The organism is Bacillus sp. URHA0034 (genome assembly GCF_056280405.1).
Window position 1 is genome coordinate 5,233,952 of record NZ_JBWCDK010000002.1, and the last position, 24,538, is coordinate 5,258,489.

Here is a 24,538-nt window from a genome sequence, read left to right on the forward strand (position 1 = left end):
GTATGCGATGACCCGCACGTACGGATCTGTGAGAGGCGCATGAAATTTTCATGCGCCTACTCTATTTATTATCCAAAATCCTATTAGCCCTTAAACAAAAATATCTGCGATCGAATATAGGACGGCTTTACCGGCAATCTTAACTCGTTCATCTTCATTTTTACAATAGAGTGTACCGCCTCGATTGGATAATTGTCTCGCCACCATTTTTTGCTTTCCTAACCGCTCTGACCAAAAGGGGATTAAACTGCAGTGCATCGAACCGGTAACAGGATCCTCATTTATTTTTAATTTCGGAAAAAAGGCTCTAGAAACAAAATCATATTCGTTTCCTTTAGCGGTTACATATACGCCAAGACATTCAGGTAATTTTTCTAACTTAGAAAAGTCAGGACAGATGTTTTTCACTGCATCTTCAGATTCAAATACAAATACCAAATCTCTATTAATATACGTTTCTGCCGGTACAGCACCCAAGGCATCAATCATCTGTTCAGTGAGAGCTGCTTCTTGGGAAGGAATAGAGGGGAAATCAAGTTCATACAACCCATCTTTTTGCATAACCATTAGCTCTCCACTCATCGTCTCAAATTTAACGCTGTCCATGTGTTTTTCTACATAATTCAAGATGATAAATGCTGTCGCTAAGGTAGCGTGGCCACAAAGGTTAATCTCACCTCCTGGTGTAAACCAGCGCAGCCTATAGCTATCCGCTTCCTTCACCGCAAAAGCTGTTTCCGATAAATTATTTTCTATCGCAATTTTCTGCATTAAATCGTCCGGAATCCATTTATTCATGATACATACACCAGCGGGATTACCTTCAAATACTTGCTCTGCAAATGCATCAACCACAAAATACTTCATATTTGCCCCCTTAAGATTTACAATGGCTGTTGTCTCCAAATATTTATAAGCTAATTTTAACAATAATGATTCGATTTCTAAAGGGTTTCTTGTCTATCTCGTTCCGGTTTTCGTCCGTCTATGTACTGAAAACAGATAGAGACAGGCTTCACGAAAGCCTGCCTCTATCTGTTTTTTACTATTTTTCAAAGTTTTTCAAGGTTTGAATTACTTTTCTGATTGCCTCGCTTTCGTCATCCCCGGAAACCTCTAAAGTAATTTCTGCCTGTTTTGGAATGGCTAAAGATAAAACGCCGAGAACCGATTTTACATTAACCGTTCTTCCGTTGTGGGTAAGAAAAATATCCGAATTGAATTGAGAAGCTGTTTGAACCAATTGATTGACTGGTTGGGCGTATAATCCTGCTTTGTTATTAATTTTCACTGTTTGCTGAATCATTTGAGTCCTCCTTGGGGATATTGTAGAGTTATTTGGTATCACCATTCTTTTATGTATGAAGCAAAGTTATAAAAAATGCTGTTGATTTATCCAATTACGCAAATTTGTATGGTAGTCCAATTTACAAGCAGAGAGGAAAGAAACATTGCTACTTATGGGTCGTGATTCTTTGATGCTTTATATACGAGTAGACACCGATAACGATAAAAATAATGATTGCCCCATTTGCTGTCATAGTGATTACATTCGTATTCGGAAAAAGCTTATTGATTGTTCTTAACCAGCTAGCTAATACGGGATCCTTCAAAATGCCGATCACAGCATTTTGAGCAATAAAAGCTCCCGCAATAATATTAATCCAAAAAAAGCTTGAAGCGAGCTTTACAACGAAGGGAAGGAATAGGAGCGATACTAAGAGACTGGAAAAGATTCCGAGTGTTACCGCTTCAACATGTTGCGATATCCCTGCAATAATGACTACACTGTCTAGACAAATTAAAAAGTCTGTTGCCGCTAGAATAGATAAGACTTTCATTTTTAAAAAGATGGATTGATTGAAAGGTCTTGTTAAAGGTTCTCCGTCGATTGATTTTCGAACAAGTTTAAATGCAATCAAAAGTAAAACGATGCCCATCGATAGCTGCAACATAGGAACATCTAAAATCTTCTTGATGATAAAAACATAGAAAGCCCGCGAGAAGGTTAGTACAATAATGGCTGGCAAGGTAATCCTTAAATGTGTATATTGACGTAAAATAGTCCCTAAAATTAACATATTATCAATATCACTCACTAAGGTTATGAAGAAAACTTTAACTAGTTCAGTCAATTCATTTGCCCCTTTATTTCATCTCCTTATTACATTTATGTGGTCAAGCATTTTTTTATTAACTATTAATCTGAAAATAATAATTAAGATTGGCTAACAAAAACTAATCTGTGGGATGAACAATCTTAGAACATGGAATCCATTTAGGGCATGTTTTTTTATGTCTTTATTCAAGTATTTCAAATTATAAAAGCCCATTTAAGTTCTTTTTCGATGCATGTCCAACAGAAAAAGATTTATAGAAAATTTTCCAGAAGATACTGGAAAATGATAATTTTCTGTTATATAATTACAATTAATTAATAACGCTGTTATATAACAAAAAATGGACAATAAAAATGATCATTTATAAAAAGGGGAATGAGTGATAATGAAAATTGATGCAATTGCAAGAAGTATACTTGGTTGGAAGTTAAATAGATGGGACCGATGGTATGATTACCACCAGGGGAAATTCATTCACGAGTCTGAGTTTCAGCCCGAACAGAACATAGACCATGCAATGCTTATTGTAGAGCGGTTAGAAGAGCTAGGCTTTATGTATGAAATAAAAGGACTATCAAAGGTGTGTTTTAATGATTTTTGTGCAACCGGAGATACATTGGCACAAGCGATTACCAATGCTGCCTACGTAATTGTGGAACGGAATTCCGTTATGGATAGCACAAGATTGTGGCAGAAGTTATGCTAAATAAAAGTGAAAAAATAAGATAAATCAATGATAAGATTGAAGAGTGAGCTGATTTCGCTCGCTTTTTTTATTGTCCAAAAAAAAGACCTACGATTGTAATAATCAAAGGTAAAAAAGTATATTTTTCAAAATTTCTTTTGGATGGTTTTTATACGTTATTTGTTAGAATAAGGTTATACGATGAGGGAGGATCCTAATGAATGAACTAAATAAATTATTTTATGAAAGAATTGGATTGTCACAGGGACATCACATAACTTTTGATTCATTAGCCACAATTCTAGAAAAAACGGCCCAAACAATCCCCTTTGAAAATTTATGTATCATTGATGGGAAGACTAATGAAATTACAAAGAGTAACTTGGTAAATAAAATCTTGGTTCGAAAGGAGGGGGGGATCTGTTATGAATTAAATTCACTTTTCTATTTTTATCTACTCGCAAATGGATTTGACGCCTTCCTAGCCCGCGGTGTTGTTTTTAACCAAGCTAAACAAGAATATCAAGATCTCGGCAGAACCCATGTAACCATTCTAGTTAATCATGAAGGTCGTACCTACTTAATTGATACTGGCTTTGGTGGGAATTTACCTTTGAGACCCGTTCCCTTAACAGGGGAGTCGGTTACCTCTAATAATGGGGAGTTTAGAGTTCGCAAACTCGGTACGAAATATGGGGATTATGTGTTGGAGATGAAGTTAAAACATAAGGATACAGAATGGAAAATAGGCTATGCCTTTGATACCAGGAATCGTATTTACGATGTGACGGAGTTTAATGAAATTCAATCCATTATCGCTGAACATCCGGAGTCTCCTTTTAATAAAGGGCCGCTGCTTACTCGTCTTACTAGTAATGGGAATATAACGTTAACGAAATCGACTTGGACTGAGTGGAAGGATGGAATGGTTTCAAAAGAAATAATTGAAGCTGAAAAATATAAAGAGTTGGCCATACAACATTTCGGGATTAATCAGGACTAAATAAAAAGCAACGCCAAGGAGCGTTGCTTTCATTATTTTTCTTGAGTGTGGATGACTTGTACCCGTCCAACCTGCCCATCTGCGAGTCGGACTTTGATACCATGAGGATGGGTAGAAGAGTTGGTAAGGATATCTTTTACAATCCCTCTAGTCAATTTTCCCGTTCTTTGGTCTGGTTTTAAAACAATATCAACGGTCATGCCTGGTTGCAAGTCTTTCCGATTTCTGCCGTTCATTAGACACCCATTTTTCTGCGAGTATTACTAGGCTTCTTTGTTTGCTGACTTTTCATTTTCTGGGTTGCTTGGCTGCTATTTGCCTGCCCTTTGCCTGAAGCAGATTGATTCTTTTTGTTTGCTAACTGCTGCTTCATCAGTTCTTGAAGACTGACCTTCTTTTTTGCTGCTTCGGTTTGATTATTCTCAGTCATAGTAAAATCTCCTTTTTCAAATAGGTATTGTTATTATAGTATAATCTATTTTAAAGGATTGTTAAAGAACAGCCAATGCAAGAAGATTTCTGTTTGGCTGTTTTTTGTATGAGTATGTGGGCTATTATTGAAATGGACTAAATAAAAAACAAAGCACTAACTAAATATAAACCAATCGCAATCCCAGCCCCAATCACAGAAATCTTCAATTTAAAGCGGGCATATTCCACCAGTGGCATATCCAAAATCGACGCGGTTGTAATCGTAGTATCACCCAAGGGCGAAGTTAACGCCCCAAAAGCCCCGCTCGCAAACACTGCCCCGACCGTTAACGGGATCGATGCCCCGGTAGATACTGCAAGCGACATCCCTAAAGGCATAAACAAACCCCAAGTTCCCCAAGAAGACCCAATAAAATAGCCGATTAAAGAACCGAGCACAAAAATAGTAACAGGGGTCAAATAGGCGGGCAGAAATGACCCTAATGTCGAACTGATAAACTTCGAAAAACCTAAATCCTCTGCTGATAATGTCAAAGACCAAATGAGGACAAGTAGACTAATGGCCTCCATCATTTGATTTCCGCCATCATAAAAATGGTATAAGATCTCATGCAAGGCCTGTCTCCTCATGATGTAAAACACAAACGATAAGACAAGTGTAATGAAAACGGCCAGCAGCATCACAAAGGTGGCATCTGCCATCGAAAAAGCTTCGAATACCGTATTCGCCCCTTTATCCATTCCATCTTTCCATAAAAGGAATAATGATAATCCTAGCAGTAAGAAGACGGGGAATATTAAATTCCAGGGCTGGGCTTTGACCAAGGATAATTCTTTTTGTATGCCCGCACGATGAAATTCGTTTCCTTCCGCATCTAATAGCTCATGGTCACGTTGTCGAGAATGACCTCTCTTCTCCGGATTCCAGAAGGTAAACAGGATTCCAATCACTAACATCACAATCGCAAAAAAATCAAACAAGATACTTAGCAGAAATACATGATAAGCTGACATGTCTAATTGCAGCTTTCGGATGCTTCCTTCCACTAATGAAACCATGAATCCCACAAATGCTGTTGCAACGGGTAATAGGACAATGACAGACTCAGTGGATATATCCATCATTAAGCCAACCCTTTGTTTCGGGACGTTCATTTTTTTGATAAGAGATTTAACGACGGGACCAATCATCATAATCCGAAACATTGGCATCATAAACGTGAACGGAAGGGTGAGCCAGATGAGTCCCAAGAGTCCTCGTTCTGTCTTAATCCTAGCCCCAATCCATTCCGAGAACCCTTTAATGCCACCGGAAATATTCATCATACCGACCAATCCGCCAAATAAGTAAAGAAACCCGATAATTTTTATATTGTTTCCATTGGACAGGGTGGTAACGATATAGGAAACGGTTTGATAGGCGCCGGCTAATAAATGAGTCTGAACAATAAAAGCCCCGGCCAGTAAGCCAACGACAAGACCAGGCAGGATGTTTTTAAGCCATATTGACATGGAGATGACAATAATAAAAGGTAGCAGAGAAAGCCAAGTATGTTCCAAAGTCTCTTCCTCCGGTCATTAATCTTTAACTATTTGTTTATTATTGCCAAGGAGGTGGACATTATGTTGGGGAAAAGAATTAGTTCAAGGCGGAATTGATGTGTGGTGGGTTTCCTTAAATTGTCCGATAATGGAACAAAATTGTTCCTGAATCATATCTAAGCAAGGGACAACCAGTCTTCTTTGTATGGTTCAAAAAAGTAAATCAAACTCAAGTTCAAATTAGTTACATAAGGATTATTTAAAAAGGTGGTATATTTTGTTAAAATTAGGTTGAAAAGGGGGAGATTATCGTGGACGAAAGGTATCCAATAGGAAAATTCGAGTTTCAGGGAGAAATAACGAACGATGTTGTTAAGACTTGGATAAAAGAGATTGAAGAATTACCTGAACTTTTAAGAGCAGCTGTAAAAAACATGAATATTGAACAGCTAGATACCCCTTACCGGCTTGGGGGATGGACTGTTCGTCAGGTTGTCCATCATCTGGCCGACAGTCATATGAACGCTTATATTCGTTTTAAATTGGCCCTCACCGAAGAAAATCCTACGATTAAACCTTATCAGGAAGGAAAATGGGCGGAACTTCCCGATAGTAAATTGCCAATTAATGTTTCATTAGAACTCCTAACATCCCTCCATAAACGATTGGTCCAGCTCTTGCGAAATTTAAGTACTAATGATTTGAAAAAAACATTTTTGCATCCTGAATCTGGTGAAGTTACGGTAGGTAAAAATATAGGCCTATATGCTTGGCATAGCCGCCACCATCTTGCCCATATTACCTCATTAAGTAAACGAAAAGGTTGGTCAGGTGGAATGGATGAGTGAAGTAGTATTATTGAAGTGTGAAGGTGCTGAGAGGCAGATAAATCACCTTAAATTCCGGCATACCACCTGACTTGTTGTTCTGTTTAGCTAGATAAAAGTGATTTCTATAGGATTTTAGTTAATAAATTGGGTTAAATTAATGGATGAAAGGCTTTAAACGAATAGGAGGAAAAAAGTATGGCAGAAGACAACTTTAACTCCAAAAATACGAAAAGTGAATCAAAGGCTGATGGAGTCAGCCAGCCTTTAATGTCAACAGGCACAACTGAACCAAGTTTCGACTGGGTTCCTAATCAAACCAATACTTCATCTGAACCAAAAATCGGAACGACTGAAATTGGTGAAAAGAATAACAGCGATAGTAAGTAATTCTTAAGGGCACTTGGGTGTCCTTCTTTTTTATGGTTTTGCAGTCTGGGTGTATTGGTAATGTGAAAAATGGAAGTCTCTAGAAGGTTTAGATGAAATTTTGTTGAATTTGTATAGTAATACAAATTTCATGCTGGGGTAAGGAGGGGGACAATGGAGGAAATTCAATATGCTTTTATAGATGAATATGGAGATTATCGTTTTGATTTTGAGAAAGAAAAGGGAACAACGCACTTTATTATCGGGGCTATCCTTCTAAAAGAATCAAATAAGCAGTGGGTAGAAAGGGAACTAGAGCAGATTTGCCAAAAATACTTCCAAACAGGGGAGATCGATTTCACCATAATCGAACACCATCCAATCCGAACGATGGAGCTGTTAAATGAGATAAAAGAATTACCATTTAGCATCTACGCTTATGTGATTGATAAAAGAAAAGTAAGAGAAGACAACGGAATTTTGTACAAAACGCCTTTCCTAAAGTATTTAAATAGAAAGATTTATGATGAATTGAATCGAACGTTCGAACAGCTTGATCTCTCAGCTGATAAACAAGAAGCTAAACTTTTTTTAAGAGAGTTTAAAAATTATATAAACACTAGAAATATTCCAGATCTATTTAATTATTCCACCTTCGGGTTCAACCATACCCAATCCGACATCCTTCTTCAGTTAGCGAACTTTATCACCAAGATTCTTGCAACAGGGTACGACAAAACCATCTATTCTGAAAATTACCGTTCTTTTTCTAAAATTTATAAAAGCAAGATTGCTGCAATAAACCTTTTACCCCTAGACTATAAAAACTTTCTGTTCGAATATCAATCAGAGCACCATCAATCAAGATATGATGAAATGATTATCAAAAAATCTGTAAATCTAGCCTATAAATATATTGAAAAACATCGCAAAAGTGAAGAGGATGATGAGAGGCTGAGATTAGATTTCCTTAAGTTCCTTTTGTTCAATTTGAAAGATAACCCTGATGAGTATGTGTATACGGAAGAGATTCTGGATAATCTGAATGCTATTCGCGATGTAAAATTAAATCCGCATTATTTCCGCTCTAACATTGTTTCTAAACTGCGTGACAGTGGTTTACTGATAGCCAGCAGCAATAAAGGCTATAAATTGCCTGTATGCTTAAATGACTTATATGATTTTGTAAATTTATCAAGTCTTACAATCCATCCAATGATACAAAGAATATCAAAATGCAGGGATCAGATTCTTCTTGCAACCAATAATGAAATTGATATTCTTGAGCAAAAAGAATATCACTATCTGAAAAAAATAATCGATACGGGAAAAATGAAAATTTAATCTCGTAGTACTCTTTTGTAGAGCTAAAAAAGTTTTTTAAAGAAAATGACCTATTCTTTTGTATAGGTCATTTTTTTATTTTAATAAACTAATGATTACACTTGAGAAAAATTGCATGTTTTTGCATATTTATTTATCCACATCTGGCTGATTATAGGGAATCACCTTTATATACAGGGTTATAAATGAAAACGCTTCCCAAAGAATTAGAATAAATATTCAAAAAAATATACAAAAAAGGATTGTCAAACTTGGAATTATAAAATATAATCTAGTTATTAAATGATGTGACAAAATATAACATGAAAATGAGAGGTAATGTGACGTGGCTGAAACACTAATTTCTAACGCAACTGCAGAATCAACTTTAGAACAAATCAAAGAAATAATCAAAGAAAAAAGTGTTGAACTTTTACACTTGCAATTTGTCGATATTGAAGGGATTTTAAAACACGTCACTGTTACAAGTGCGCAATTAGAAGATGTTGTTGAAGGAAAAATGATGTTTGATGGATCTTCTATCAAAGGTTTTTCTCCTATTAATAAATCTGACCTTTATCTTCAACCGGATTTGTCTACATTTGCTGTTCTTCCTTGGACAGTAGAAGAGGGATATTCAGAAGCTCGTTTCCTATGCTCAGCAGCAAATCCAGACGGAACTCCTTTTGAAGGAGATACTAGAAATGTTCTGAAAAAAACAGTAGAGCGTGCTGCTGATCAAGGATATACCATTTCAGTAGGTCCTGAGTTAGAGTTTTTCTTATTTAAAAACGATGACAATGGATACGCAACTACAGAGTTAACGGATAAAGCGGGTTATTTTGAACCATCTCCACATGATCTTGGCGAGCGTGTTCGTTTAGAAATCTACCGTGCGTTAAAAGCAATGGGCTTTACGATTGAAGCTTCTCACCACGAGGTTGCAGAAGGACAACATGAAATTAACTTTAAATATTCGGATGTATTAACGGCGGCTGACCTTGCAACTACCTATAAATGGGTTGTCAAAACAGTTGCGAAGAAATTTGGCATGCATGCTACCTTTATGCCAAAGCCAGTATTCGGAATCAACGGTTCTGGTATGCACGTGAACATGTCATTCTTCGAAGGAAGCGATAATGCGTTCTTTGATCCAACTGATGAGATGCAATTATCAGAAAAAGCGTACCAATTTATTGCGGGTGTATTAGAGAACGTGAAGAGTATTGCAGCGGTAACAAACCCGTTAGTAAACTCTTATAAGCGTTTGGTACCTGGTTACGAAGCTCCTTGCTATATCGCATGGTCTGCATCAAACCGTTCAGCGTTAATTCGTATTCCTGCAAAGAGAGGTCTTGCGACTCGTGTAGAATTACGTTGTCCAGATCCATCTTCTAACCCTTATTTAACATTTGCTGTAATTGCATCTGCAGGTTTAGATGGAATCGAAAAAGGTCTTGAGGCACCAGCACCAATTAATGAAGATATCTTCCACATGAGTGAAGAAGAAAGAGCATTCAGGGGAATCGATAACTTACCAGGCAGCTTAGCTGAAGCCGTAAAAGAATTAGAAGCAGGAGAGATTGCTGCTAAAACGCTAGGGGAACATGTTTACAATGAATATGTATCAATGAAAAAAGCAGAATGGGATAGCTACCGTACGAGTGTACATTCTTGGGAAATTGAAAACTACCACTCGAAATTCTAAGCTATTAACCATTGATATAACAACAAATTCTTTGTCGGTCAAATTTTTCATAAGTTTGACCGACTTTTATTTTGACCGACTTTTTTGACTGATATTCTGACCTATTCATCAAGAAGTTCGCTTATGTAATTATCCAATTTTTCAGAATAAGAAATTTAATGTAAAATGAGCGATACTTAGAGGATCGCTTTTTTTATTCGCTACGTACAGTTTAGTTGAATAAATTAAATGGGATAAAAGATAAACAAGTTATTCGAAAAAAGGTTAAGTAAAGAAGATTTGGCAAATCATAAGTAGAAGGAGGATTTGAAATGAAATTTACTATTCGTATTTTCTTCAGGGAAAACTTTAATAATTCAATATTTGAAAGTGAGCTAAAAAAATCCTTAGAGGAAATTAGTGTATCTGTTACAAGTATTGCTTTTAATCAATTTGAAGAAAAATACATACATAATAAAAGGAATATTATTGAGATAAATGTTGAAGTTAAAGGGGACTATATCGATTACAGATCTGTTTTTGGTTGTGTATTTTTAGTATTAGATGAACTTTCTTTAAATTTATCTGGATTAGATATAAATGAATAATAGGCTTCTCTAAGTGTTCTTTTATTTCTAAATTTTCCCTAATAAAAAATTTTTTTGTCAAATGTAGGAATAAGGGAAATGGGTTTTTATTCCATTTCTGTCACTCCCTCAGCGTTATCGTGCATTTAATTAATACAAGGGGCAGTCTAACTGCCCCTTTTTATTCATGAAATTTAGTTTTAAAAAACCAGTTGTGAAAAGCTTGTGTTAAGTAATCTGTTATCCAAATTGTTAAAAAACTCCAATACCAAGTCCATTTTTTATATTTAATTAATTTTGTATATTTCACTGCAATTATTTCAAAGATGACTATTACAGAAGTACTAATAAAGCAATGCAGGGTTTTTAAAAGGTTAGAATTATTTTTTGGATAGTACAAACTAAATAAAGCGCATAGTCCAGGATATATAAAGTATTCAAATGAAAAAGCAGCTTTATTTGCTTTTTTGAAAAATAAACGATATGGATAGGATATTAAGTTTTTTTCTACCACTAGTAATCCAAAAATCCATGTTAGTGCTTGTTTAAATAAAAATACAACTAGTGTTTCACGAATTTTATTTTTTGGTGTAAATTTTATTAATAATAATGACACAATTATCCAGGATGATATTTCGATAGTTTTCTCTGCTTTGTATTTCATTAATTATCCTTCTTTATTATTTACACTATTGGATTCAGTTTATAATTATTTAATTGACCTACTAGTTAATGGTGGTTCATTAAACCAACCTTTTTTAACTAATAGTTTAAACGCGTTTTCTGAAAAACTTTGGACCTGTTCTATTAATTCACTTAGTATTTTGACATGATTCTTCTTATAACTAGATACAGCAGCGCTTTGTAAATTTATTATTCCAATAGGATTTAAAAACATTATTAGGTTGGTCATTAACTTATCTGAAAATGGAGATTCATGGACCCTATGAACGAAGCTCTCCAGTCCAGTTGTAGTACTAACTCCGTTTTCCCTGAAAATATCCGATAAAGTAGCAGCTTGATGAAATGCTAATTTCTTGCCATCATTAAATAATTGCTTTGACTCTTCATCTTTTGCAACATCAGCAAAAGCAGCGCATAGAGCAACACCAACATTATTGCATTGAAGTGCACCGTACATATGACTCAATTCTACCGCATTAAGTGGTCTCAATTGTGTAGATACAACCTTAAACAGTTTACTCTCTCTTTCATGTGCTTTCATGTATGAAAATGGACTGTTTTGTAACAAGTTCTTTTCCTTTAATAAACCTAAAAGAGATTCATCAATTTGAATAGTCTTAGTGAGGACTTCACTAAAGAATTTCTTTACATTCATATCCGTTAGTTCTGAATATTGAGAAGCGAGGACCCGCAGCCCATTTCCAGTAATATGCTTAAGAATTTCAATGGTTAATTGATCGGTAAAAAGCTTTACTGAGGAGTTATATAAATCAACTTCACTGAAAAATGGCGGTTCATTATAACCGTTGTCATTTAATATCTTTGTAGCCTCTTTTTCTTGAAATGTAGATAATGAATTGATTTCATCTAGAACACTTCTCAAATCTTTATCCTCAGCAGTGTCAATAAGATTTTTTAAAATAATATTAAACATATTCGAACTTGATTGTAGATACCAAAGAAAGCCGAACTCATTTACGTTCATACAAAAGGCTCCTTCATTATTTAATTTCTCTTATTAGAATGACAAAAAATATTGGTAATTATTCAGGGTATATTTCTAATAACAAGGGTAAAACATTAGCCATAAGTAATCAGTTTGAGCAATGGCATTTCGATTCCTCCATGAAAACTAGAAATTATAACAACATTAAAATTTGCATTTACATTTATAAGGAATACTAAAAATACAAAAACAATACCTTTTATTAGTTTGTCATTTAAAAATTGACCAAAGCCAGGAAGAGCAATACTCCATAGTAATACTTCTTTTGAGTTAGCCACCTAATTCAAGCTCCTTACCAACAGTGATGGCATATCATTTCTAAATATTAATAAACAGCGATATCCAATAAAAAGACGTCTATCAACTTGGTCTTATAAATAGTAGGTGTTGATTCATTAAGGTTATTGATACTTAAATAATCTTAAAAAAGTATGATATAGCTACCGTACAGCCGTTCATGCATGGAAATCGATAACTATCATACTAAATTCTAATTTAGCAATAAAAAGCGGGACAGAGCCTATTACGGCTTTGTCCCGCTATTTTTATTTGTCTCGATAAAAGAGAGACCCAAAATATGGAGATCTGTCTTTAATATATTTAAAAATTGCATGAATACCTATTATGAACCTTGGCTTTTTCACTTACAGTGATGCCACGCCTTTTTGAATACGCACAATCCGAAGATGAGGAATGCAAGGATGCCAATTAAAGCAACGAGGAAGTTAATAACGGTAACAAGTAAACCGCCTAGCCCGATGACTCCAAGCAATGTAGTAATCCAGCCCAATACTACAGATAGCACCCATAAAACCCCTGTTAAGAATCCAAGAAAAGCTCCCCAGGAATAATGATTATGACTCATTTATTTCACCTCCTGTCATCGGTTGTTCACCAACATTGTATGCGGTTTCCTTACAGAATGTTTTATGGATATAGAAAAAAGGCGAAAGACCTAACAAAAAGTGAATAATAAATAATAATTGGATAGTAGTACTTACCATATGAAGGTGTTATGAAGGTGTAATGAAGGTGTCAGGCACCACTCGTGGACAAATGAACTGATTTGTCCACGAGTGGTGCACACTTACTGTGTCAATATATTATTTCTTCTTTTTCCATTTTCCTTAAGCTTTCTTTATATTTATATCGAACCTAAATTTAACTATTTCGCTTATTAATTCATAGGGGAGCGGCTTTCCTATCGGGAATTGTACTGCACCTTTTGAGGTTTTATATTCAGATAATCTATCTCTAAAAGTTTCAATACCACTAGAAGTGGGATAGAATCCAATATGTTTTTTATAGGCCGCAAAGTGCACCAAATTTCCATATAAATAGAAAGTAGGCATTTGATAACTGATCTTTTCTTCTGAATTAGGAGCGGATTCCCTGATCACTTCTCTTAATTTTTCTAGGATTTCCTGCACATCAAGAGGAAATTGTAAAATGTATTCGTCAATTGATTTAAACGTTGGTTTGTTTTCTTCCATAATTACTCCTTTCAAAACCCAGGTACTCCTAAGGTACTAGACAAATCGATGGGGAACAAGAATCATCTTTCTAATAAGGATGTAAATTACATAATAAAAAAATATGGGTAAGAGATGATAGAAGGATATGTGGGGAAATTCTCGCCTGAAAAAAGTTAAGGGACTTGTAGACTCAACATCTGCGAATACTCCTTTAAATAAGTCTGCAGTGGAAAATGCTGACGCAATCAAAAAACTGGGTAGCATTGCTGATTTAATCGTGTGTTTTAGCGAACATACGTATTGAATAGCTCACAAAATCCAGGAAATGTTGGTTATATTTCAGGGCTTCCTTTTATGGGGAAAGATAAAAAATAACTTGTAATCTTGATTAGCAGTCTTGTTTAGGACAAGACTGCTTTTTTATTGTAATTATCATAAAGGATTGTCAACCACCGTAATATCTCCAATTGTATCTATGTGAACTTTTTCTTCCTTCAATTTTTCCTGTACTTGAATCAGCTCCTCATATTGATTGTTATTAATTTCAACATCATTTAAAATGGCTGGTGTCAGTGTGACCTCGATCCTCTCTTCTGATAAGGGTATACATATCGTTTCAACTTTTTTTTCTGCAGGATTCTCAGGGTCTGCAACTATTTTTTCAATAATTAGGTCCTCATAAGTGACAGGGACTACAATTTGTTTTTCCTCTGTATATGTTTTTTTATAGATTGAAACATCTGCTGTTTTAACCCATTTTTTGTTTATCTGCATTTCTTCCTTATGTAGTTGGAGCGTAACATCTTTGCTGGAATCATATTGGGAATTCTGCTTTTCAGTCAACTTAATGGCCCCCATCTGATAGTGGTAAAACACCTATTCATTGCTTGGCAATGAATAGGTGTTTTTGTTTAGCTGTTATTGATATCGCTAAAGCTTGATGCATCGGAAACGACATTAACATTTCCAGTCGTATCAACATGGGCTTCTTCGTGCTTGAGTGACTCCTGGACTTGCTGCGTTTCCTGAACTTGACGTTTTGAAGCGGAAATCTCCTCAGTCGTTACTGCATACTTGTTTACCTCCACTTGTTCTTGAGACACTGGAATAGTGATGGTCTCCTGGGAGATCGCAGATGAATCGCTTCGTTCATTATTCATGGGGGTTCTAGTGATGACAACTTCCTCATGCATAACAGGAACATCAACCGTTTTTTGTTCTTCGACAACATCTTTAGATATCACTACATCTCCAGCATCGACACTATTTTTCGTAATGTCTAGTTCTTCTTTATGAAGTTGAAGTGTCCCATCATTTTGAGAATTTTGGCTAGTTGAACTGGTTTCATTGCCTTGATTGCTTGAATTGGATTGGTTATTTTGATTTTCCGTGTTTTGTGAATTGTCATCACTGAATAAACCTAAGAAGTCGCTCATAAAAATCCCCCTTGTAAGTTGAATGGTCAAGCCTTTAATATAATGTGCGCTAGAGAAATCTTTATTCTTTAAACGGTATTGAAAAAACTACTAAGCAGCGAGCTGAATAAAATATTATTTTCATTAATTTTGGATACCTTTATAATAATCTGTTGATTTTTGGATACAGAGCTTTCCTAAAATATGTGATATTCTGAACATAAATTATTAATCAAGTACTTTGGAGGGTTAAAATATGAGCTGCGGTTGTACATCGAAATTAAAAAACGGAAAAGACGTCGTTGACCATGTGAAAAGTAAAAGGAAGGAAAACTTTGCACCGACAGTGGCTCACGAGATTTCGTGTGAATGTGGGGAAACTTTTATCTTACAAACAATCGTTATGAATTGTCCAAACTGTGAAATGACCTATGCGGTAACACCATGTGGATCGGCAGACAAAAATAATATTAAGCAAGCTGGACTAAAATACGCCTAACAATAATATTGAAGGAAGCCATAAAAATACAGTTTCTATAAACGTTGCTAAATCTTTATGGCTTATTTTTGATTTATCTTTAAATAATCGGTAATATCTAAAAAGAACTTGATTTTAAATTAAAATGAAAAAAAGTATTTATTAGTAATCCTCGGAGGAGTTTATCACATGAAGAAGTCTTACGAAAATACAGCTCTATTAGTGATGGATTTGCAAAATGGTATTGTGTCACGCTACTCAGAAAACCAGGAAATTCTTTCTCCATTTCAAAAGGCAGTGGAAGCTGCACGCCGATGCAATATTCCAGTAATATTTGTCCGTGTAGCCTTTAGCGAAGGTTATCCTGAAAGCAATCCACGGAATAAAGTGTTCTCGGCTTTGTCTAAATCTGGGGGAATGACGGTTGTAGACCGAGGAACGCAAATTCACGAATCCCTTCAACCCCAACCAAACGAACCAGTCGTGACAAAGTTTCGATTTAGTGCCTTCGCTGGAAGTAACCTTGAAATCATCCTTCGTTCTATGGGAATTAACAAGTTAGTATTGAGTGGGATTTCTACTAGTGGTGTAGTTCTATCAACAGTGAGGGAAGCGGCAGATAAAGATTATGTACTTACGGTATTATCGGATGCTTGTCTCGATGGTGACCCAGAGGTTCATCGTGTTCTTACCGAGAAGGTGTTCCCACGACAAGCTGATGTGCTGAAGGTTGAGGCTTGGATTAATTCCTTAAATTGAAAACAGCCTTTAACAGTACTGCTGGAAAATATGGAAATCTTGATAAATAAAACAGGGGATACAAGTCAATGTCCCAGAATTTTTAAAACCTCGCCAAGTTCGGTGAGGTTTTTTGTAGGTGATACTCGATTTGAATTATTAAATAAAACTCTTAACATTGTTATTCCGGCTAAACTTGTAGATGGCAATCATAAAGAACACTAGGGCGAAGGCGAATAAGGTTGCAAAATTTAATGCCAAATTGCTGAGTGAATGTCCTTTTTGCAGTTCAGAGATTGTGTCGAGCAGCCATCTTTGCGGCAGGAAGTCCGCCATTTTTTGGGCCGCTTTTGGCATAATTTCCACTGGCCAGAAACAGCCGGACAACAAACAGGTTGGTGTCATGATAAGAGTTTGCAAGGCACCTGCCGAATTCGAGTTGGTTGCAAAGGCAGTAATGACCAATGATAAACCTACAGAGACAAGCGAGAAAAACATCATTACGCCAATCATTTCCCAGTAGGGGACCCCAGCGGAAATACCAAAGACTTTCGTCATAACTGTCAAGGTGACTACCACTTGAATGGTCATAATGATCATATTGACAATCACATTAGCAAGAACATACTTTTTCCCGTCAATTGGTGACGACATAATCCGGAAATAGGTTCGGTTTTCTTTTTCTTTTAAAATCAATTCGGACAGGCCGCCTGCTGAATTGAGCATAATCATCAGCAGAAAGCCGATTGTCTGAATCGTCATATCGTTGTTATTAGATGTATCATTTAAAGAATGGGCAGATACTTTAAACTCTGAATTTTGGTAATCTTGATAGAGAGTATTAAAAACCGTTACATCCCCATTGGCAGCAATACTTAAGGACGAGATGTTACCGATATAGTTGTTAAGGTAAGCCTTAATATAAGTCGTGACCTGTGCTCCTTTAATCGATACAACCTGCACCTCTGGCTTCTCGCCATTCATAATCGCTTGTGAAAAACCAGGTTCGAGGATAATGGCACAATCCAGATCGCCGGAAGCGATTTTGTTTTTAACATCAGATTCTGTTATTTTCCTTGTCTTTACATTTTTTAAACTGCCAATGAAACTGGCGGTATTTTTCGAAATCGTCGTCTGATCTTGGTCCACAATCCCGGTATTGAGATAGGAAGGCCCCGTATTGCCATACACCATAAAGGCAATAAAGATACCTAGTAACGGAACGAGCACATATGCAAAAATTTTTCGCTTGTTTAAAAAGATGGAACGTAATGAATTTGTCACCAGCCACATGATTTCTTTCATTCTAGAGACCCTCCCGTTTTCTGAATGCAACAATCGCAACCATTAGGAAAACAATGGCAATGCCAATATTTAATGAGATTACAGGTAGTGCAGCGGCTAGATCATTGTTATAAATAATTTTTGTTAACGCATCCCTTGCCCATGTCAAAGGGGATAAATTCATCACGAGCCTCATAATCCCGTCGGCGTTGTCAATTCTAAAATATGCCCCGCCAAAAAAAGCAGCAAGCTGTAGGACGATCATGACAATGGTTTGCATGCCATGATCCGTTTTGATGATATAGCTGAGGCCGAGCCCAAAGCTGACAGCAAGAAATACGAGCGTGAGTAGAATAAGCACTACCAATCCGAGATGGCTCCCCCAGTCTGCCCCAAAAACAAAACGGCTGAAAGTCATTACCAGCAAGATGCATACATAGTTAATTCCAATCCCCCCAAGAATTTTACCAAGAAAAATTTCCATTTTGTTAATAGGTGCGATGGCGAGCCGAATAGCTGTATTCCTCCTTCTTTCCCCGCGTATTAAAGAACTGGCGGAAATCGCACTGTATAACGCAATCATAGTGGTCATCGCAATGGCGTAATAATCCATCGAGCCTGGAGCTTTATCTGCATTTAACGAGGTTTCTTTTACATAGCTGCTCGAGGTACTGGCTAATACTGCTTGTATTTGCTCAGGTTTTTCCTTTGCTATTTCGGTAATCAAGTTGTATTTATCGGTAAAAGCAGTCAGCATGCCTTCCACCATACTTGCCTGGATGCTGTTCCGTTCACTGCCGTAAAAATGAATTCCTTTATCAGTAACGATCACATAAGCATCATATTTGTTTTGTTGAACAGCCAGCTGTCCATTAGTGCCATTCGCTGCTTCTGAAAAATGGATGTCTTGCTTTTTCGCTTCTTTTATAAAATTTTGGAACTGTTCTGAGAAGTTACGATCATTTTTTTCGGTATATAGCACATTGATTTTTCCAATTTTAATGTTTTTGTCAAAGGTACTAGACAAAGCAGTTCCGAGAATTAGCATTAACACAATGGGGAAGGCCAGCATAAACACCAGCGTCCTAAAATCTCGGATGCTGCGTTTGAATTCATTAAGAGCAATATTGATGATATTCACTTTTTGATTCCTCCTAATCTCTTAAGTTTCTACCGGTTAAAGTAAGAAAGACGGTTTCAAGGTTTGGAGCCAGCTCCTGGAGAGAGCGGATTTCTATACCTCTGTTGATGAAGAACTGAATAATCTGGTTTAAGTTGTTTATTTCCGATTGGGAGTTGATTTTCACCATGTTCTCCTCGCTGGAAACGGAATTGACACCTTTGATTTCTCTTAATGACGTTTCATCAAGGTTTTCTGAGTTTTTCACTTCAATCAAGATATCCTTTGTATCTGTAATTATCGCTTTTAATTGCTCCTTTGTTCCTTCCGCAATCACCTTACCGTGATCAACGATTGCAATCCGCGAGCAGATTTCTTCCACCTCTTCCATGTAGTGGCTCGTATAAATGACGGTACAACCCATCTCGTTTAACTTACGGACAGAGGTTAAAATGTAGTTTCGTGATTGTGGATCAATGCCAACAGTTGGTTCATCCATAATAATCAGCTTTGGGCGATGAGCAATCGCACAAGCGATATTCAATCTGCGTTTCATCCCGCCGGAAAAGTTCTTTGGATAGCTCTTTTGTTTATCTAACAGCCCGACAAACTCCAGTGCTTCTTCAACCCGTTTTTTTAAATCTGCTCCTCGCAAACCATATAGTCCTGCAAAAAATCTTACATTCTCGTAAGCTGTCATATCCTCATAAATCGCCAAGTCCTGTGGTACAATCCCGATATTCATCTTGGCAAACTTGCTGTGTGAAGCAATGTTCTTGCCAAGGATATGGATTTCCCCGCTGTTATTTCGTAAAAGACCTGAGATCATATTAATCGTGGTACTCTTACCGGCACCATTGGATCCAAGGAAACCGAAAATTTCACCTTCTTGAATGACTAAAGACATATTATCAACAGCAATAAAATCGCCAAATTTCTTCGTTAAATTTTTAATCTCCAACACGTTCATAATCTCACCTCAAAAGGGATGGTGCCTGACACCATTTCCTGTATTTGTAATTTAATTATAAGGAAAAAGGGTGAACTAACATAAGTGCATTAGTTCACCCTTTATACATGAGAAATTTCATGTTTTTCATATGAATGCTTTCATTAGGCGATGGGGAGGAGGGTGGTGACGGAGAAACCGTTGGTTCCGTCGACGATTACTGTGCCTTTTATGGAGGCGGTTCGTTCTTCCATACCGACGATGCCTAGTCCTTTTACCACTTTGCCGGAGCCAATCCCTTTGCCGTTATCCCGGACCTCGACCCGAACTAGTTTATTCAATACCTGAATGTCAATCGATATTTCCGACGCACCTGAGTATTTTAATGAATTGGTGAGGGCTTCGTTGATATTTTCAGCAATAATCCTCCATTGAATCGGAGTAATCAAATCTATGTTTCCTTTGTATACCAACGGCATTCGTAATTGGTGCTGGATCGAAAACTCCTCAATGAACAGTTTTAGACGCTGTAAGCCGATTTGTTCGGTGGGGGGCTTCATATTTTTTAAGGTAATCCTAATATCCTCGATTCCTTCTTTTGAAATTTCTATCGCATTCTGAAGCAGCTCCACAGCTTTAGGCTGATCAATGGCCATAAGAGTCTTAGCGGCTTCCATTTGAATCAGTGCGCCCGTCATGGAGTGACCAATGCTGTCATGAATCTGCTGGGAAATCCGGTTCCGTTCCTCTAAGCGAGACGTATATTCCGATTGCCTAATGTACTCTTTATTTTCATGAAGGCTTTTGGAGAGACGCTGCATGTCAACGCGCATCTTATCAAGCGTATTCTCATAGTTAATCAACCTTTGCGAGTAATGGGTAGTCATGAAATAAACCACAAAGCAAAACAGTGCAACCAGACCGTAAAACGCTTGTAAGTGAGGGACAATGAATATAGGAAGTAATCCCATTACCAACAACACCCACTTTTTTTGAAAAAAAGGCCAGGCAAGCTCATAGAAGTGATTTGGCAAGAGCAGGATGAATAACGAATTCACTTCCCGATAGGTAATAAAAATAACGACCATCGATACAAGGTGGATGCAAATCCTTACCTTTACCGATCGAATAAGGTAAAGGGTAATATTTAGGCTGAAATATACTAAAATCGATAGGACAATCAAAGCCAGACTGCTTGTTTTGGATTGAACATAGGAAAAGCTGAGAAATAGGATAATAATTAACTTGCTGAAAATGATCCATAATTCCATTTCATCGTCCTCTTAATCAATTGAGCCAGTAAGAAAGTAAATGGCAATTTGAGTTCGATGTTCCAATCCAGTTTTACCTAGAATCGAAGTAATATAGTTGGCAACAGTTCCTTCTGAAATAAACAGCTCCTTAGAGATCGCCTTGTTAGAATAGCCCTTAGCAATTAGTGTCATGATGTCCATTTCCCGCTCCGTGAACAGGCTGGCATCCACCTTGGATTCTGGTTTTGCATTTCCAGTCATTTTGGCTTTAACCTTATCGAGCACAACATCCTGCATGACAGTGTTGCCAAAGTAAACACTTTTAATGGCATCGCGGATCCGTTCCGGGTCGGTATTTTTCAATAAGTAGCCTTTTGCTCCGTTCTTAATCGCATCGATAATGTACTCATCGTCATCAAACGTTGTCAGAATCATCGGTTTTGTCTTCGTTGTTTCCGTCAAAAGTTTTGTCGCTTCAACGCCATTCAAATTGGGCATCCTTACATCCAGTAGAGCTATATCAACTTGATGATGTTGACAATATTCAACTGCTTCTTTACCATCATCTACGGTTGCAAGTACCTCAAACTCTCCGTATGTACTCAAAATGATCTTCATGCCCTCGCGAATAAACGAATTATCATCCGCTATCAATATTTTAATATTCATTTCACAGCAGAACTGACCTGCCCTTCACATCCTTAATTTGGAATCAGTTACCTTAAACATAACAGAAAGGAGGGTTTTTGAGGAGTACTCCTGAACAATAAAAATGCCTATCAATGCGAGAAACCGATTGTTGTTGGGTTCAGCTAATATGAGAGGCGTTATTCTAAATAATTATATTTAGAGATCCCCTGCTTTTTTGCATAAAAAGGAACATATGTTCTATAATAAAAGTGTAAATATAAAGAGGTGATATGCATGGAGTTTCATCTGGAAGTCCATCTTTCCATTGAAGAAGTCGGTATGCTTTCTAGAGGACATTTTAAAGCAAGGAATAGAAGCGAAATTGTCAAGGTTGCGTATCAGTTCATTCAGAACATTAAACGAGAGACCGGCTATCGTAGAACCGTCATCGAACAGGTAATGGTTAACGGTACAGCAGATTTAACAGAGCAAGTAAAACAAATGGAAAATCAAAAATTACCCCCTATGGATGATGTCTTTTGGTGAAAAAAATTTATTAAATAAAACTAACTGTTTTACTAACCTATCAAAAGAGAAATAAAAAAACGCCAAATGATGGCGTTCAAATGTCAGTAATTATCTAAATCGGTATCGATCTGTCCTCCATACTTGCCGCGCGGTTCAGGAACTTGGTCTAACACAATGGGCTTTTTAGAAGTATCTGTAGAGGTTTCATTATTGCTTTTATTATTCAATTTTTCATTTTTATCCAAAGGAATCACCTCCATTGATTAAGGTATACCAACATATAGTTTGGAATTTGTTAAAAATATATTCACCATATTTCTTTATTCTTTTAAGATTAATTAAGAGTAAAGCGGAAGGATTGAAGAATAGTTGAACTTTCTTGACATTTTTGGGTAACGACTTAGTTATAAAACTGTAAATAATTTTTATTATTTTGACATTAAAAAAGACAAGCTCTTCTTCATATATTCTAATGCGGTCATTATTTATTTGAAGGGAGCGATTCATAATGGTTTTTCTCTGGCTGTTACTTGCGATCCTATTTGTTGGAATTGTTATTCTTCTTGGTGTGAAAAAAGCAAAAGTAAGGCAGGAAGAACTAACAAATACCGATACAGTAGAAGCCTTACCAAAATTTAAGTTTGACGAATAAATAAAAGGATTTTTTAATTCTATTCAAAAAATTCTGGCTGTCATTATGGCAGTCTTTTTGTTTTCGATAGAACCGAGGGGAACGGAACAAGTAGTATTACATATTTAATTATAGGAAATAAGAGGGTTGAAAAAATTATTCACTTGGCTATTTGGCTTTGAAAGATAAACCCTCGCCTTCCAAAGCCGTTCTAAGTTTCGGTAAAGAAGCTGGTCCCATACCATGAAATTCCAAGATCTCATTTTCACTATAGGTGGACAGCTGTTGTAAAGAAGTGATCCCATTGTTTTCTAATGCACGTCTGGCTGGGGCAGAAAGGATGGAAAGAAATCCAGTGGCAGGTTTAAGTTCTTTTTCACAAATTGGGCAGGTCGGACAGTCGCTGCTTTTATAGTATTTGTGGCCTTTGACGCATGTTCGTAAACTTTTATTTGAAGATGTCATTTTCAGTGCTCTCCTTTTTATTTTTCAGTCGATCTATTAATAATGGTAAATCAACTTTACTCCTATTTTAACATCATTTTCCATAAAAAATGTATCTTTAATTGGTTTGGTTGGGTAAAATGGAATAGTAGTATTTTTAAATCCTATCAATAAATTAATAGAGGTAATAAATTCAAATATGAAATAGAGGGTGAACTGAATGATTAATATGTTAGGGCAAGTAATGTTGTATGTAGGTAATCAAGATGAGGCTGTGAAATTTTGGACTGAAAAAGTGGGGTTTAAGGTAATTTCAGACGAAGATAACGGTCACGGCTTGAGATGGATTGAAATTGCTCCAGCAAATGAATCCGGGACAAGTATTGTCCTTCACAATAAGGAACTAATTTCTAAAATGCAGCCTGAATTAAATCTTGGTACACCCTCGTTAATGTTTTTTTCAAAAGACCTAGATCAATTATATACTGACTTATCAAACAAAAACGTTACTGTTGGTGAAATGGTCACTATGCCTTCTGGAAGAGTATTCAACTTTGCAGATAGTGAAAATAATTACTTTGCTGTCATGGAAAAAAAGTGAAGATGTAAATGATAAGGGGGTGCTGAGCAGCATCCCTTTTTGTTTAGAAAAAAGGTACATAGCGTGGTGAATAAATGGATTTACTTGGAAGTTATCCATGTGTTTTAATAGATTTATACCTTTTATCCAAGTTAATTCTGTACAAAGTAGGTGTTTCAGCTTGACGAATAATGAGATTTACGACGTGTTGACCATTGACACGGTTTCAAGGCAACTTGGGATTACCCCAAGAACACTTCGATATTATGAGGAAGTAGGGCTTATTTCTCCTGCATTACGCACGAATGGCGGGCATCGTCTTTATGATCAAAATACGATTGACCGACTTAAACAAATCCTCCGCCTGAAGGATTATTTGGGTATCTCTCTTCAAGAGATTCAGGAAGTCATGGACGCAGAGGAGTCGCTTAATGAAATACGCCGTACATTTAAAGAGAATATGGAAAGTGCCGATAGACAAAGAGTGTTGGTTAGGCAATACATCGACGTTCTTCACAACTTGATTGAAAAAATGAATTCGAAAATAGAAAACGTGGAAACCATGCGCGATCTGTACCAAGAGCAAGTGGAACGCTCATTACACTTTATGGATGAATTGGAGAAAAAGTAAATGGTCTAGCTACAAATGATAAAGCAGCTACTTCAGATTTAGGATACGTATCCCTTTACTGTTCGTCTGTTCTTTTCGATGACTTTAGCATATTAAACTATGTAAATAAACATAATT

Annotated in this window: 32 protein-coding genes and 1 pseudogene; 13 read left to right on the forward strand and 20 right to left on the reverse strand. The window is 36.5% G+C overall.

Going from position 1 to position 24,538, the window contains the following annotated elements; all coding sequences use genetic code 11:
• Positions 1–90: 90 nt before the first annotated feature.
• The 3 genes from ACZ9EE_RS27480 to ACZ9EE_RS27490 all read right to left on the reverse strand — a co-directional run bounded on the left by ACZ9EE_RS27480 (position 91) and on the right by ACZ9EE_RS27490 (position 2,135).
• Complete coding sequence (locus ACZ9EE_RS27480) at positions 91–867, reverse strand: PhzF family phenazine biosynthesis protein (RefSeq protein ID WP_476031734.1); 777 nt, start codon at positions 865–867, stop codon at positions 91–93.
• Between the two features lie 178 nt (positions 868–1,045).
• A complete protein-coding gene (locus ACZ9EE_RS27485) occupies positions 1,046–1,306 on the reverse strand; it encodes an HPr family phosphocarrier protein (protein WP_476031735.1) in 261 nt (86 codons plus the stop codon).
• 148 nt (positions 1,307–1,454) lie between these two features.
• Entirely contained in the window at positions 1,455–2,135 is a 681-nt protein-coding gene (locus ACZ9EE_RS27490; RefSeq protein WP_476031736.1) for a TerC family protein, read from the reverse strand.
• A 370-nt stretch (positions 2,136–2,505) separates the two neighbouring features.
• Here ACZ9EE_RS27490 and ACZ9EE_RS27495 point away from each other — a divergent pair, with 370 nt between their 5' ends.
• Both ACZ9EE_RS27495 and ACZ9EE_RS27500 read left to right on the forward strand, forming a co-directional pair.
• Positions 2,506–2,826, forward strand: a complete 321-nt coding sequence (locus ACZ9EE_RS27495) for a BC1872 family protein (RefSeq protein ID WP_476031737.1) — start codon at positions 2,506–2,508, stop codon at positions 2,824–2,826.
• A 196-nt stretch (positions 2,827–3,022) separates the two neighbouring features.
• On the forward strand, positions 3,023–3,808 hold the full coding sequence (locus ACZ9EE_RS27500) for an arylamine N-acetyltransferase family protein (protein ID WP_476031738.1): 786 nt from the start codon (positions 3,023–3,025) through the stop codon (positions 3,806–3,808).
• A gap of 32 nt (positions 3,809–3,840) precedes the next feature.
• On the opposite strand, the gene ACZ9EE_RS27505 is transcribed toward ACZ9EE_RS27500, so the two are convergent.
• The 3 genes from ACZ9EE_RS27505 to ACZ9EE_RS27515 form a co-directional block, all read right to left on the reverse strand.
• Positions 3,841–4,044: a YwbE family protein gene (locus tag ACZ9EE_RS27505; RefSeq protein WP_476031739.1), complete on the reverse strand. Its 204-nt coding sequence runs from the start codon at positions 4,042–4,044 to the stop codon at positions 3,841–3,843.
• Entirely contained in the window at positions 4,044–4,238 is a 195-nt protein-coding gene (locus tag ACZ9EE_RS27510; RefSeq protein WP_476031740.1) for a hypothetical protein, read from the reverse strand. The genes ACZ9EE_RS27505 and ACZ9EE_RS27510 overlap by 1 nt, the downstream gene beginning before the upstream one ends.
• A gap of 137 nt (positions 4,239–4,375) precedes the next feature.
• The gene (locus ACZ9EE_RS27515) at positions 4,376–5,800 is read right to left on the reverse strand and encodes a Na+/H+ antiporter NhaC family protein (RefSeq protein WP_476031741.1); all 1,425 of its coding nucleotides are present in this window, start codon (positions 5,798–5,800) and stop codon (positions 4,376–4,378) included.
• Between the two features lie 290 nt (positions 5,801–6,090).
• Between ACZ9EE_RS27515 and ACZ9EE_RS27520 the strand changes: the two genes are divergently transcribed.
• The 5 genes from ACZ9EE_RS27520 to ACZ9EE_RS27540 all read left to right on the forward strand — a co-directional run bounded on the left by ACZ9EE_RS27520 (position 6,091) and on the right by ACZ9EE_RS27540 (position 10,596).
• Positions 6,091–6,630 carry a YfiT family bacillithiol transferase gene (locus ACZ9EE_RS27520; RefSeq protein ID WP_476033122.1) on the forward strand — a complete coding sequence of 180 codons (540 nt, stop codon included), beginning with the start codon at positions 6,091–6,093 and terminating at the stop codon, positions 6,628–6,630.
• Positions 6,631–6,807: 177 nt separating this feature from the next.
• Positions 6,808–6,999 (forward strand): hypothetical protein, encoded by a 192-nt coding sequence (locus tag ACZ9EE_RS27525; RefSeq protein ID WP_476031742.1) that lies wholly within the window; start codon positions 6,808–6,810, stop codon positions 6,997–6,999.
• Between the two features lie 153 nt (positions 7,000–7,152).
• The gene (locus ACZ9EE_RS27530; protein ID WP_476031743.1) at positions 7,153–8,322 is read left to right on the forward strand and encodes a DUF3800 domain-containing protein; all 1,170 of its coding nucleotides are present in this window, start codon (positions 7,153–7,155) and stop codon (positions 8,320–8,322) included.
• Between the two features lie 325 nt (positions 8,323–8,647).
• Complete coding sequence (gene glnA / locus ACZ9EE_RS27535) at positions 8,648–10,009, forward strand: type I glutamate--ammonia ligase (RefSeq protein WP_476031744.1); 1,362 nt, start codon at positions 8,648–8,650, stop codon at positions 10,007–10,009.
• A 311-nt stretch (positions 10,010–10,320) separates the two neighbouring features.
• Positions 10,321–10,596 carry a hypothetical protein gene (locus ACZ9EE_RS27540; RefSeq protein WP_476031745.1) on the forward strand — a complete coding sequence of 92 codons (276 nt, stop codon included), beginning with the start codon at positions 10,321–10,323 and terminating at the stop codon, positions 10,594–10,596.
• Between the two features lie 160 nt (positions 10,597–10,756).
• Here ACZ9EE_RS27540 and ACZ9EE_RS27545 read toward each other — a convergent pair whose 3' ends face one another.
• From ACZ9EE_RS27545 to ACZ9EE_RS27575, 7 genes and pseudogenes are all read right to left on the reverse strand, one after another.
• The gene (locus ACZ9EE_RS27545; protein ID WP_476031746.1) at positions 10,757–11,239 is read right to left on the reverse strand and encodes a CBO0543 family protein; all 483 of its coding nucleotides are present in this window, start codon (positions 11,237–11,239) and stop codon (positions 10,757–10,759) included.
• Between the two features lie 45 nt (positions 11,240–11,284).
• Positions 11,285–12,244 carry a DUF3231 family protein gene (locus ACZ9EE_RS27550; RefSeq protein ID WP_476031747.1) on the reverse strand — a complete coding sequence of 320 codons (960 nt, stop codon included), beginning with the start codon at positions 12,242–12,244 and terminating at the stop codon, positions 11,285–11,287.
• An 81-nt stretch (positions 12,245–12,325) separates the two neighbouring features.
• A pseudogene (locus tag ACZ9EE_RS27555) lies at positions 12,326–12,543 on the reverse strand (hypothetical protein); the annotation flags it as partial.
• 362 nt (positions 12,544–12,905) lie between these two features.
• The gene (locus ACZ9EE_RS27560) at positions 12,906–13,130 is read right to left on the reverse strand and encodes an ABC transporter (RefSeq protein WP_476031748.1); all 225 of its coding nucleotides are present in this window, start codon (positions 13,128–13,130) and stop codon (positions 12,906–12,908) included.
• 262 nt (positions 13,131–13,392) lie between these two features.
• Positions 13,393–13,758 carry an iron chaperone gene (locus tag ACZ9EE_RS27565; protein ID WP_476033123.1) on the reverse strand — a complete coding sequence of 122 codons (366 nt, stop codon included), beginning with the start codon at positions 13,756–13,758 and terminating at the stop codon, positions 13,393–13,395.
• 414 nt (positions 13,759–14,172) lie between these two features.
• The gene (locus tag ACZ9EE_RS27570) at positions 14,173–14,583 is read right to left on the reverse strand and encodes a YsnF/AvaK domain-containing protein (RefSeq protein ID WP_476031749.1); all 411 of its coding nucleotides are present in this window, start codon (positions 14,581–14,583) and stop codon (positions 14,173–14,175) included.
• 68 nt (positions 14,584–14,651) lie between these two features.
• On the reverse strand, positions 14,652–15,176 hold the full coding sequence (locus ACZ9EE_RS27575; protein WP_476031750.1) for a YsnF/AvaK domain-containing protein: 525 nt from the start codon (positions 15,174–15,176) through the stop codon (positions 14,652–14,654).
• 235 nt (positions 15,177–15,411) lie between these two features.
• Here ACZ9EE_RS27575 and ACZ9EE_RS27580 point away from each other — a divergent pair, with 235 nt between their 5' ends.
• Positions 15,412–15,654, forward strand: coding sequence for a hypothetical protein (locus ACZ9EE_RS27580; RefSeq protein ID WP_476031751.1), 243 nt, complete (start codon positions 15,412–15,414; stop codon positions 15,652–15,654).
• A gap of 168 nt (positions 15,655–15,822) precedes the next feature.
• The gene (locus ACZ9EE_RS27585; protein ID WP_476031752.1) at positions 15,823–16,392 is read left to right on the forward strand and encodes a cysteine hydrolase family protein; all 570 of its coding nucleotides are present in this window, start codon (positions 15,823–15,825) and stop codon (positions 16,390–16,392) included.
• Positions 16,393–16,530: 138 nt separating this feature from the next.
• Here ACZ9EE_RS27585 and ACZ9EE_RS27590 read toward each other — a convergent pair whose 3' ends face one another.
• The 5 genes from ACZ9EE_RS27590 to ACZ9EE_RS27610 form a co-directional block, all read right to left on the reverse strand.
• Complete coding sequence (locus ACZ9EE_RS27590) at positions 16,531–17,676, reverse strand: ABC transporter permease (RefSeq protein ID WP_476031753.1); 1,146 nt, start codon at positions 17,674–17,676, stop codon at positions 16,531–16,533.
• A gap of 1 nt (position 17,677) precedes the next feature.
• Entirely contained in the window at positions 17,678–18,796 is a 1,119-nt protein-coding gene (locus ACZ9EE_RS27595; protein ID WP_476031754.1) for an ABC transporter permease, read from the reverse strand.
• Between the two features lie 13 nt (positions 18,797–18,809).
• Positions 18,810–19,745: an ABC transporter ATP-binding protein gene (locus tag ACZ9EE_RS27600; RefSeq protein WP_476031755.1), complete on the reverse strand. Its 936-nt coding sequence runs from the start codon at positions 19,743–19,745 to the stop codon at positions 18,810–18,812.
• A gap of 143 nt (positions 19,746–19,888) precedes the next feature.
• Complete coding sequence (locus ACZ9EE_RS27605) at positions 19,889–20,995, reverse strand: sensor histidine kinase (RefSeq protein WP_476031756.1); 1,107 nt, start codon at positions 20,993–20,995, stop codon at positions 19,889–19,891.
• Positions 20,996–21,007: 12 nt separating this feature from the next.
• Positions 21,008–21,646: a response regulator gene (locus ACZ9EE_RS27610; RefSeq protein WP_476031757.1), complete on the reverse strand. Its 639-nt coding sequence runs from the start codon at positions 21,644–21,646 to the stop codon at positions 21,008–21,010.
• 255 nt (positions 21,647–21,901) lie between these two features.
• On the opposite strand from ACZ9EE_RS27610, the gene ACZ9EE_RS27615 reads away from it, so the two are divergent.
• Entirely contained in the window at positions 21,902–22,153 is a 252-nt protein-coding gene (locus ACZ9EE_RS27615) for a hypothetical protein (RefSeq protein WP_476031758.1), read from the forward strand.
• A gap of 83 nt (positions 22,154–22,236) precedes the next feature.
• Here ACZ9EE_RS27615 and ACZ9EE_RS27620 read toward each other — a convergent pair whose 3' ends face one another.
• A complete protein-coding gene (locus ACZ9EE_RS27620; protein WP_476031759.1) occupies positions 22,237–22,380 on the reverse strand; it encodes a hypothetical protein in 144 nt (47 codons plus the stop codon).
• A 263-nt stretch (positions 22,381–22,643) separates the two neighbouring features.
• Between ACZ9EE_RS27620 and ACZ9EE_RS27625 the strand changes: the two genes are divergently transcribed.
• Positions 22,644–22,787, forward strand: coding sequence for a hypothetical protein (locus ACZ9EE_RS27625; protein ID WP_476031760.1), 144 nt, complete (start codon positions 22,644–22,646; stop codon positions 22,785–22,787).
• Positions 22,788–22,934: 147 nt separating this feature from the next.
• Here ACZ9EE_RS27625 and ACZ9EE_RS27630 read toward each other — a convergent pair whose 3' ends face one another.
• Positions 22,935–23,231 (reverse strand): RNA polymerase alpha subunit C-terminal domain-containing protein, encoded by a 297-nt coding sequence (locus tag ACZ9EE_RS27630; protein ID WP_476031761.1) that lies wholly within the window; start codon positions 23,229–23,231, stop codon positions 22,935–22,937.
• A gap of 199 nt (positions 23,232–23,430) precedes the next feature.
• Here ACZ9EE_RS27630 and ACZ9EE_RS27635 point away from each other — a divergent pair, with 199 nt between their 5' ends.
• Both ACZ9EE_RS27635 and ACZ9EE_RS27640 read left to right on the forward strand, forming a co-directional pair.
• Positions 23,431–23,811 carry a VOC family protein gene (locus ACZ9EE_RS27635; RefSeq protein ID WP_476031762.1) on the forward strand — a complete coding sequence of 127 codons (381 nt, stop codon included), beginning with the start codon at positions 23,431–23,433 and terminating at the stop codon, positions 23,809–23,811.
• 160 nt (positions 23,812–23,971) lie between these two features.
• Positions 23,972–24,421 carry a helix-turn-helix domain-containing protein gene (locus tag ACZ9EE_RS27640; RefSeq protein WP_476031763.1) on the forward strand — a complete coding sequence of 150 codons (450 nt, stop codon included), beginning with the start codon at positions 23,972–23,974 and terminating at the stop codon, positions 24,419–24,421.
• The last annotated feature ends 117 nt before the right edge of the window (positions 24,422–24,538 follow it).

Bases quoted from the DNA above. Each gene is read 5' to 3' on its own strand.
- ACZ9EE_RS27480 (WP_476031734.1), bottom strand. From the start codon at position 867: ATGAAGTATTTTGTGGTTGATGCATTTGCAGAGCAAGTATTTGAAGGT.
- ACZ9EE_RS27485 (WP_476031735.1), bottom strand. From the start codon at position 1,306: ATGATTCAGCAAACAGTGAAAATTAATAACAAAGCAGGATTATACGCC.
- ACZ9EE_RS27495 (WP_476031737.1), top strand. From the start codon at position 2,506: ATGAAAATTGATGCAATTGCAAGAAGTATACTTGGTTGGAAGTTAAAT.
- ACZ9EE_RS27500 (WP_476031738.1), top strand. From the start codon at position 3,023: ATGAATGAACTAAATAAATTATTTTATGAAAGAATTGGATTGTCACAG.
- ACZ9EE_RS27505 (WP_476031739.1), bottom strand. From the start codon at position 4,044: ATGAACGGCAGAAATCGGAAAGACTTGCAACCAGGCATGACCGTTGAT.
- ACZ9EE_RS27510 (WP_476031740.1), bottom strand. From the start codon at position 4,238: ATGACTGAGAATAATCAAACCGAAGCAGCAAAAAAGAAGGTCAGTCTT.
- ACZ9EE_RS27525 (WP_476031742.1), top strand. From the start codon at position 6,808: ATGGCAGAAGACAACTTTAACTCCAAAAATACGAAAAGTGAATCAAAG.
- ACZ9EE_RS27530 (WP_476031743.1), top strand. From the start codon at position 7,153: ATGGAGGAAATTCAATATGCTTTTATAGATGAATATGGAGATTATCGT.
- ACZ9EE_RS27540 (WP_476031745.1), top strand. From the start codon at position 10,321: ATGAAATTTACTATTCGTATTTTCTTCAGGGAAAACTTTAATAATTCA.
- ACZ9EE_RS27545 (WP_476031746.1), bottom strand. From the start codon at position 11,239: ATGAAATACAAAGCAGAGAAAACTATCGAAATATCATCCTGGATAATT.
- ACZ9EE_RS27550 (WP_476031747.1), bottom strand. From the start codon at position 12,244: ATGAACGTAAATGAGTTCGGCTTTCTTTGGTATCTACAATCAAGTTCG.
- ACZ9EE_RS27560 (WP_476031748.1), bottom strand. From the start codon at position 13,130: ATGAGTCATAATCATTATTCCTGGGGAGCTTTTCTTGGATTCTTAACA.
- ACZ9EE_RS27565 (WP_476033123.1), bottom strand. From the start codon at position 13,758: ATGGAAGAAAACAAACCAACGTTTAAATCAATTGACGAATACATTTTA.
- ACZ9EE_RS27575 (WP_476031750.1), bottom strand. From the start codon at position 15,176: ATGAGCGACTTCTTAGGTTTATTCAGTGATGACAATTCACAAAACACG.
- ACZ9EE_RS27580 (WP_476031751.1), top strand. From the start codon at position 15,412: ATGAGCTGCGGTTGTACATCGAAATTAAAAAACGGAAAAGACGTCGTT.
- ACZ9EE_RS27585 (WP_476031752.1), top strand. From the start codon at position 15,823: ATGAAGAAGTCTTACGAAAATACAGCTCTATTAGTGATGGATTTGCAA.
- ACZ9EE_RS27590 (WP_476031753.1), bottom strand. From the start codon at position 17,676: ATGAAAGAAATCATGTGGCTGGTGACAAATTCATTACGTTCCATCTTT.
- ACZ9EE_RS27600 (WP_476031755.1), bottom strand. From the start codon at position 19,745: ATGAACGTGTTGGAGATTAAAAATTTAACGAAGAAATTTGGCGATTTT.
- ACZ9EE_RS27605 (WP_476031756.1), bottom strand. From the start codon at position 20,995: ATGGAATTATGGATCATTTTCAGCAAGTTAATTATTATCCTATTTCTC.
- ACZ9EE_RS27610 (WP_476031757.1), bottom strand. From the start codon at position 21,646: ATGAATATTAAAATATTGATAGCGGATGATAATTCGTTTATTCGCGAG.
- ACZ9EE_RS27615 (WP_476031758.1), top strand. From the start codon at position 21,902: ATGGAGTTTCATCTGGAAGTCCATCTTTCCATTGAAGAAGTCGGTATG.
- ACZ9EE_RS27625 (WP_476031760.1), top strand. From the start codon at position 22,644: ATGGTTTTTCTCTGGCTGTTACTTGCGATCCTATTTGTTGGAATTGTT.
- ACZ9EE_RS27630 (WP_476031761.1), bottom strand. From the start codon at position 23,231: ATGACATCTTCAAATAAAAGTTTACGAACATGCGTCAAAGGCCACAAA.
- ACZ9EE_RS27635 (WP_476031762.1), top strand. From the start codon at position 23,431: ATGATTAATATGTTAGGGCAAGTAATGTTGTATGTAGGTAATCAAGAT.